The 7,823-nt window shown below is 50.8% G+C and carries 8 protein-coding genes and 1 pseudogene; 3 read left to right on the forward strand and 6 right to left on the reverse strand.

What is annotated here, in order from left to right:
• Positions 1–206 precede the first annotated feature (206 nt).
• From BEN30_RS12810 to BEN30_RS18415, 6 genes are all read right to left on the reverse strand, one after another.
• Positions 207–773 (reverse strand): AAA family ATPase, encoded by a 567-nt coding sequence (locus tag BEN30_RS12810; protein WP_069958729.1) that lies wholly within the window; start codon positions 771–773, stop codon positions 207–209.
• A complete protein-coding gene (locus tag BEN30_RS12815; RefSeq protein ID WP_069958730.1) occupies positions 770–1,180 on the reverse strand; it encodes a TA system antitoxin ParD family protein in 411 nt (136 codons plus the stop codon). Before BEN30_RS12815 ends, BEN30_RS12810 begins: the two co-directional genes overlap by 4 nt.
• A 484-nt stretch (positions 1,181–1,664) precedes the next feature.
• The gene (locus BEN30_RS12825; RefSeq protein ID WP_069958732.1) at positions 1,665–2,966 is read right to left on the reverse strand and encodes a type II toxin-antitoxin system HipA family toxin; all 1,302 of its coding nucleotides are present in this window, start codon (positions 2,964–2,966) and stop codon (positions 1,665–1,667) included.
• A complete protein-coding gene (locus tag BEN30_RS12830) occupies positions 2,966–3,271 on the reverse strand; it encodes a helix-turn-helix domain-containing protein (protein ID WP_069958733.1) in 306 nt (101 codons plus the stop codon). The genes BEN30_RS12825 and BEN30_RS12830 overlap by 1 nt, the downstream gene beginning before the upstream one ends.
• 359 nt (positions 3,272–3,630) lie before the next feature.
• A complete protein-coding gene (locus BEN30_RS12835; protein WP_069958734.1) occupies positions 3,631–4,170 on the reverse strand; it encodes a 3'-5' exonuclease family protein in 540 nt (179 codons plus the stop codon).
• 247 nt (positions 4,171–4,417) lie between these two features.
• Complete coding sequence (locus BEN30_RS18415; protein ID WP_139135029.1) at positions 4,418–4,858, reverse strand: hypothetical protein; 441 nt, start codon at positions 4,856–4,858, stop codon at positions 4,418–4,420.
• Positions 4,859–5,001: 143 nt separating this feature from the next.
• On the opposite strand from BEN30_RS18415, the gene BEN30_RS12850 reads away from it, so the two are divergent.
• The 3 genes and pseudogenes from BEN30_RS12850 to BEN30_RS12860 all read left to right on the forward strand — a co-directional run.
• Positions 5,002–6,101 (forward strand): IS3 family transposase gene (locus BEN30_RS12850; protein WP_407655972.1). Its coding sequence is split into 2 segments (ribosomal slippage): positions 5,002–5,263 and positions 5,263–6,101, totalling 1,101 coding nucleotides; the frame shifts between segments, so codons are not numbered across the junction.
• Positions 6,102–6,116: 15 nt separating this feature from the next.
• Positions 6,117–7,556: pseudogene (gene istA / locus BEN30_RS12855) on the forward strand (IS21 family transposase); the annotation flags it as partial.
• Positions 7,553–7,823 (forward strand): ATP-binding protein (locus BEN30_RS12860; RefSeq protein ID WP_245649055.1); only part of this gene is annotated, 271 nt, incomplete at its 3' end. The pseudogene istA and the gene BEN30_RS12860, both read left to right, overlap by 4 nt.

Consider the following 7,823-nt stretch of genomic DNA (forward strand, 5'->3'; position numbering starts at 1 on the left):
CTGCATAGTATGAGGCAATCGTCTTCATAACCATCAATCTGCGCCTCACTGAACTTCGATACTTTCATGGAACTCTCCTTCTCCTGATCTCAGGATTTATATTAGAAAATTCCAGCTCAGAATGGTCTGATAAGTTGGGGGCATGTCAGTTAATGCGCATAGCGGATGTGGTCTGCCTGAGTATTAGTTTTTAACTGTTTTGATGGTTAGCCCATCAGCAGGTCAGCCCAGGTTGGTAGCGGTTTTATGTGTTCCGTTCGCGCACCATCTTTAATCGTCAAAACTTTCAAGAACGGATTTTCAAGACTTGAGTTGTCCAGAACGTAGACCTGATTGCATAAGGGAATGGCCTTTTCGACATTCTTAAGCGTGCGCGGAATTCTGCTTACAACCTTTTTATCCGGAACGCTATGCCCGCCTTCTTTGACGCGCTCGTTGATGCGCACTAGATTCAACTCAACAGTTTCAACATGAATCACCATAAGAATGATCTGGTAGCCAAGCGCTTTGGCATGGGCGATAAAATCGACCTTTGAAGGGTGTGAGAACACGGTTTCAAAGCAAAAATTTGTGCCTTTAAGAAGCTGTTCTTCGCGCATTTTTTCAGCGAGTTTTGCGGCTTCGTAGCTATAACTTTCGGGATCTTCGGAAAAGATCTCTTTCGCGATAACGTCGGCGTTGATGAACGGTAAGTTGAGCGGACGAAGCATCTGTTCGTAGAACGTGGTTTTCCCCGCACCGTTACCGCCGACCAGAACCCATAACTGTTTCATGCGGCGTCTTCAGGCTCAAAGTTACCATTGATAAACTGCCCGACCTGGACGGTCCCATCCGCAGCAATCTGTTCCAGCATGCCAGGCTGGGCTTGCGACATTTGATATCGTACCTTTCCGTCGGAAATCGCCATAGCAAGCGTGCCGTTTGCTCTTTTGCGGTCCAGGGTTGTGAAGATATTATCGGGATCGATATCGACTGGCTTCGTTGCTTCGATGGTAAGCGTTGCAAGGCCCGATTTTACCGCCAATAGGGTATCTGGATTTAAGATATCAGAGACCTTGCGCCCGAGATCGGCCCAATACTCGACCTGCTCTGCGCGGCTGCGGTGATACGCCTTGCCGGTCGCCTGGGCTGCTTTCATGAGCTCGTCTTGCAGTCTGATGGGGGATGCGGCTTTGGTCATAACTTTAGTTCTCCGATAAAAGTCTGCATCATTAATATGTAGCTATCTGCTACAACAATCAAGGATTCAATAAAATAACTGCGATCCTTCTCCACTGAATTGGTCCACTCTCACGTCTCTGCAGTTCATGTTAAGTGGCAGCGTATCGCTACCCATATCTGACCCGGACGATGATCTCCCGAAGAATCAATCCTCATGGGCAAAGCCTTAATATCCACCAATACGACTTGCATGGCTCTATTCGCATTGGCGACTGCAAGTTTAGCCCGGCGACGACCAACCTCATCGGCCTCACAAAGATAGTCCGTAGGCCTGCCTGTAATTAGAGCTTCATCCATGCATTTTTTAGGGAAATGAATATCAATCGTTCGGTTAATGCCGGAGATATCAAGACTCCCATTGAATTGCTTCCAATGGGAAATCATTGTCTCGGCGTATTGATATTCACTGGCTATAATTTCAGGTGCCCTGCTTTCGATTAGATTTAGTCATCATTCTCTTGTGATCGATGTTGCTTTTTCGTTGGGGTTTTTATAGGTGCCATTGTTTTAGCGATTGATTGGATATTGCTCTTGGAAACACCGCAGGTGTTCGCTTCGTCGCTCCATGTGGAGATAGCCTCATTGACCTCTTCGATGATGCCTTTTGCTGCCACCACAGCTATGCCGGCGCAATCGGCCACCTTCATTAGGTCATCGCCCGTAAAACCTTTTCCTTTTCCGTTCACGGTCATGGCGTGTTCGGCGCCGACCCCGCGACTATAGGTGATGTCGTATCCAGGGGAGTTTTTCCATTTGCCATTCGATGACATCATAAAGGCAAAGTTCTTAGTGTGGTCATCTTGGTTGCTGGTCATGACGTTGAAGGCCATGCGCCGATACATCTGTTCGACGTCGCGCTGATCTTTGGTCAGGTCGCGCGTCACACGTAGAAGCATCTCATAGCTCATAGATGGAAGTCTGTAGTCAGCGTTTAACAGACCGCATACAGAGTGAACGTGATGGCGCTGACCGTCGACTAAATCGAATCTCTTGGCACCAAAGTATCCCGGACCCTTTTTAGAAGGAAATAGGTGCGTCTCAGGAACATCAATTCCGGCTTTTTCAGCCATACGTGAGTACGCGAACTCAATGGCTCCGCAGTCGATTGTGTCGCCCATTCCATTCTTAAGGTCACCGCCGCGGAATTTGATGATCCATGGCTGGTGTGTGTCGCTGTAATTATTGGTGCCATATGCAAGTTGCTGTTTATCGGCAGTGCAGCCAACCAGGATTTTAGGTCGAGCTCCACCGGATCCGGCGGCGAGGGCATATATTTGATCGAGGACCTCACTTGGGGCGCCCTCTAAAATGCTCTGAGTCTCATCAGCTAACTTATCGAGTTCGATGTGATTAATGAGGTCTATCTTGTCCGACGCCTCAGCTTCGTATTCCGGCTGATATGACAGGGCGCCCATGCCGTGCTTTCCGACGTAAGATAGGCGATCCAATGGCGTTAATACCCAAGGGTCCTGCCCGAGCTCCCTAATCTTTCGATCCAACAGAAGCCTGCCCCACCCATCGGGAAGGCTGTCATCAAAGACACCATGCAGGCCTTCAAAAATGCCTGGATCACCTTCAATAATGCCGCGTTTGCGCGGCAGCTTATAAGGGGAGATCCGTAGATTGAGCGCTAAAAATTCTTCGGTATATTGGAACAAGATTTTATGCTCATGGGCAGCCAGGCGCCCGACCGGAACCGGGTCACCAAGGCCGTCATAAAAAACATGAACAATCTCGACAGACATTATTTCTCACGCCCCCTGGCCCGCGCCGCGGGCTTCGCTTTAATTATGTCGTCAATGTCGGTGATCTCAGGTGGCTGAAAGAGACTTGTTAGCTCCTTGGTCGCACCCAGGGCAATGGATAGGCGAATAAGTGATTCGAATGAAATCGCGCCAGTTTGCTCGAACCTCTTAAGGCTACCAAGCGACATTCCGGAGCGCTCGGCCAGGCCTTCTTGAGAGAGATTTTGCCGTAGTCGAAGGGTGCGTACATTGTCCGCAATTTGAGAGGCGATCTCTTTTGGGGACATAAGCTCAATGGCTAACATATTATCTCCTAACGTCAATGCACGCTATTTATAGATAATATATTACCCCTTATGGGTCAAGCACCACCAGGCTTTCATTAGCAAGTTCTGTTATTTCTTTCTTGAAGTGTAGTCGCCCCTGTGCACTGGACTTATCTAAGGATAGGTCCACAAATTCACAAGGTACCTCTGATACCGGCAAGGCGGCATGGCCGATTAGCCAGAGTCTCTTATAGAAACTGGGCCTCTCGGGTAAGTTGGGGAGCAGGTCACTCCCAAATATGTTTCAGCTGGCAAAGTATAGGCGCCGAGCAGCTCTTGGTATAATTTTCGGAGAATTCGATCTGCAATCAGTACGGTGATAGATGAGAGAGATATCCTCAACTATCCAATGGGTTCAAGAGTTCAAAAATCCGCGCCAAATGCTTTGCGTCGGCTTCGGCTCGATGGACCGGGGGGCACTCTATATGGGCTAGATAAATAGCTTCTGACATATTTGGGTGCTCAGGCTGCCTCGCGACAGCAGCATAGATAATTTCAAAATCTTGCAATTCTGGGGCCGTGCCCGCGTCCGCAGCATCATAAATCATCTGCAACCACCGTTGATCAAACTCAGGCGAGTCAGAGAAAAGTATTGCGCCTCGTGTCGTGTCCATGAATTTCTTCACGACCACATCAGGTTTTATGCCATTTTTAAGTACCGTCTGGTAATCAATGCCCGTGATTTTCTCAGCTTGCGCATCCCAACCCCTAACAACTGTGCGTGGGTTGTGGGGATCACCATCACACCACCCCCATTGTGGTTCGATAAACATTGCCATTGAAAAATCATAAGGAAAAGCCAGTCCGAGCTCCGTCGGCCAACCATCAGAACCAGCTGACGAAGCTTCCAGATCTATAAAACAAACGTCTTTTCTCATAGAGGAAGCCCCCCTCACAGGAAAGATCTAAGATTTATGTATCAGACAAAACAGATCGAAGATTTACGCCAACAGCGCCGGGCGTTGGCTCATTAACCAAAACACGGGACGGTCAACAAGCTGCTGATTTCCAAAAGCAGGACTGCCATCCGGATGAAAGCCTGTCTGGACAATCGGCACAAACATCTGTTTACCCGGACAAAATATTACACAGCGTACGGGAGGACCAAGACCATTTGTGTCAGCATTAAAATACCACCCCCGGGAAATGCGCGACAACGTCACGATATCCCCAGATACGGAAGGCATGAACGATCATCAGCGTTTCGTGTACGTCTGGGTCGTTTTCGTCATGCTTTTGCAATCGATAGAATGAGCCAGACGGCGTTATGACCCCTGAAAAATCGGGAGCAAAAAACGGGAATACGCCCGGCGCAACGGAGGTTGTGAACGGGCCAGAAGAGTTGCTGCCAACCACAAATGCTGCTTCGGTTTTGTCATCGGAAATGCCGATCAAACCCCAAGAACTTAAAATCTCTTTTGGTATGTCAGGCCTGGGGCGCATTTCCCAATCAGAATCAGGATGGATCTCACTGAGGGGAATCTTTCGAAACCGGATCTTAGTCGGGTTGTTATTTAAATTTTGAAAGCTTAGTTGTGCTCCCAAATTTTCGAAATCGATTTCCATTAAAGTCACCTCACCGCAATTTAATGATAAATTTTGGGTCGTAGTTCGGATTCATTTCCGCAGGGAAATACGGGTAATACCCCCGAAAATTAGTGGTCTTCATGAGTAGAATTTTCTCGTAACGTAAACGCAGGAGATTCACGATGAAAAATTCCCGTTATTCAGACAGCCAGATCATTGCAATTTTGAAACAGGCGGAGGCCGGAACGCCAGTTCCTGAGCTTTGCCGTGAGCACGGCATGAGCAGCGCCAGTTTTTATAAATGGCGCGCCAAATACGGCGGCATGGATGCTTCGTTGATGTCGCGGATGAAAGAGCTGGAAGCCGAGAATGCCCGTCTGAAGAAGATGTATGCCGAGGTCCAACTGCAAAACGATGTGATCAAGGAAGCCATGGCAAAAAAGTGGTGAGGCCATCGCGTCGTCGCGAGATGGCCAAAGATTTTGTCTGCAAGGGGCGACTGACGATCCGCTCGGCCTGTGAGGTTTTTATGATCAGTGAGACTTGCTACCGCTATCAACCCAAGCTGAGTGATGAAAATGCCGAGATTGGCGAGTGGCTTCAGGTTCTGACCAACCGCCAGCGCAACTGGGGCTTCATGTTGTGCTTTCTGTATTTACGCAACGTGAAGGGCTTTGGCTGGAACCATAAACGGGTCTACAGGATTTATAAGGAGCTTGAGTTGAACCTGAGGATTCAGCCGAAGAAACGCCTGTATCGGGATAAACCGGAACCTTTGGCGGTGCCTGATGCCATTAATGAAATTTGGTCGATGGATTTTATGCATGATCAACTTGGTGATGGCCGGAGCTTTCGCGCCTTCAATGTGATTGACGATTACAATCGCGAAGGTCTGGGCATTGAGGTCGACTTCTCGCTGCCTGCGGTCCGTGTCATTCGCGCCCTTGAGCAAATCATTGAATGGCGGGGACCTCCCCGCACCCTTCGGTGCGACAATGGCCCCGAATATATCAGTTCTTTATTGGCCGCCTGGACGGAAAAACGAGGTATTGGCCTGCAGTTTATCCAGCCGGGAAAGCCACAGCAGAATGCCTATGTTGAACGGTTTAATCGCACCGTCCGATATGACTGGCTGAACCAGTACATCTTTGCAACGATCGAAGAGGTTCAAGATGCCGCGACCAAGTGGTTGTGGACATACAACAACGAACGACCCAATATGGCCATCGGTGGCATAACGCCAATACAAAAGCTGACAATGGAAAAGCCCATGGCCGCCTAACCCGTTCTACTTCTAACGGCCCCTAAAAAGGGGGGTATTACCGAACCACCGGGCTATCAGCGTAGTGGCCCGCCGAAGCGCCCGAAGCTGGACCCTTTTACAGGGATCATCGACCACATTTTGGACGATGACCGCACCGCTCACCGCAAGCAGCGCCATACAGCCAAGCGGATATTTGAGCGTCTTCGCGATGAACACGGTTTCACCGGCGGACAGACCATCGTCAAGGATTACGTCCGGGAACAGACCCGTCGCCGACGAGAGATGTTCGTGCCGCTGAGCCATGAACCGGGTCAGGCCCAGGCAGATTTTGGCGAGGCGGATGTGATCATCGCCGGGGTGACGCACCGCTCACACTTTTTTGTCATGGACTTTCCGCACAGTGATGCGTGCTTTGTCGTCGCCTATCCGGCGGCGACCACGGAAGCCTGGCTGGACGGTCACAACAAAGCCTTTGCGTTCTTCAATGGCGTGCCCGAATCAATCCTCTACGATAACGACAAGTGTTTGGTGGCGCGCATATTGCCAGATCGCACCCGGCAGCGGACGGGAGCGTTCAGCGGGCTCCAGTCCCACTACCTTTTCAAGGACCGCTATGGTCGCCCCGGCAAGGGCAATGACAAGGGCAACGTGGAAGGGATGGTCGGCTACATCCGGCGGAACTTTATGGTGCCCATCCCACGATTTGAGAGCTGGGAGGCCTTCAATGCTGACCTGGAAGCGCGATGCCTAAAGCGCCAAGATGAAGTTCTGCGCGGGCATCGCGAGAGCATCCGTGAACGGTTCGTGCGTGATAGCGAAGTGCTGAGCAACTTGCAACCAGTTCCGTTTGATGCCTGTGATCGGCAAGCGACACGGGTCAACTCCCAGTCTCTGGTGCGTTATCAAACCAACGATTATTCCGTTCCCGTCGCCTACGGCCACCGGGAGGTCTGGGTGCGGGGCTATGTCCATGAGGTCGTCATTGGTTGCGCCAGTGACGAGATCGCCCGCCACCCCCGTTCCTATGACAAACAAGACCTGATCTTCAATCCGATCCATTATCTTCCCTTGTTGGAGAAGAAGGTTGGCGCTCTGGATCAGGCGGCACCGCTGGTCGGTTGGGATCTTCCCGAAGAGTTTGCGACCCTGCACCGTCTGTTGGAGGCTCGCATGGGGAAGTCGGGAAAGCGCGAGTACGTACAGGTCCTGAGGCTTTTGGAGACCTTCGATATTGAGGTCCTTCATAACGCTATAAAGGATGCCCTGCGTATGGGTGCCATCGGTTACGACGCCGTCAAACATCTGGTGCTGTGCCGTATCGAGCGACGTCCACCCAGGCTCGACTTAAACGTTTATCCCTTCCTGCCCCAGGCCCAGGTGACAACGACATCGGTGACCAGTTACATGAGTCTGCTGCAAAAAGCCGGGAAAGTAGACAGACCTAACGGGGATGCCGTGAGGTCAGCGCCATGACCGAAGCACCACAGATCTTGCTGGCTCACCATCTCAAGGTGCTCAGGCTGCCCACCTTCCTGCGAGAATACGACAAGTTGGCCCGCCAGTGCGCCGCCGAGGGTGTCGACCATGTGCGTTATCTCATCCGCCTCACCGAACTGGAATTGATCGACCGCGAACGCCGTATGGTCGAGCGGCGCATCAAGCAGGCCAAGTTCCCCGCCGTCAAAAGCCTCGACAGCTTTAATTACAAGACTCTCCCATCCCTCAACAAGATGCTGGTTG

Origin of the sequence: Magnetovibrio blakemorei, assembly GCF_001746755.1 — a bacterium.
GTDB lineage: Bacteria > Pseudomonadota > Alphaproteobacteria > Rhodospirillales > Magnetovibrionaceae > Magnetovibrio > Magnetovibrio blakemorei.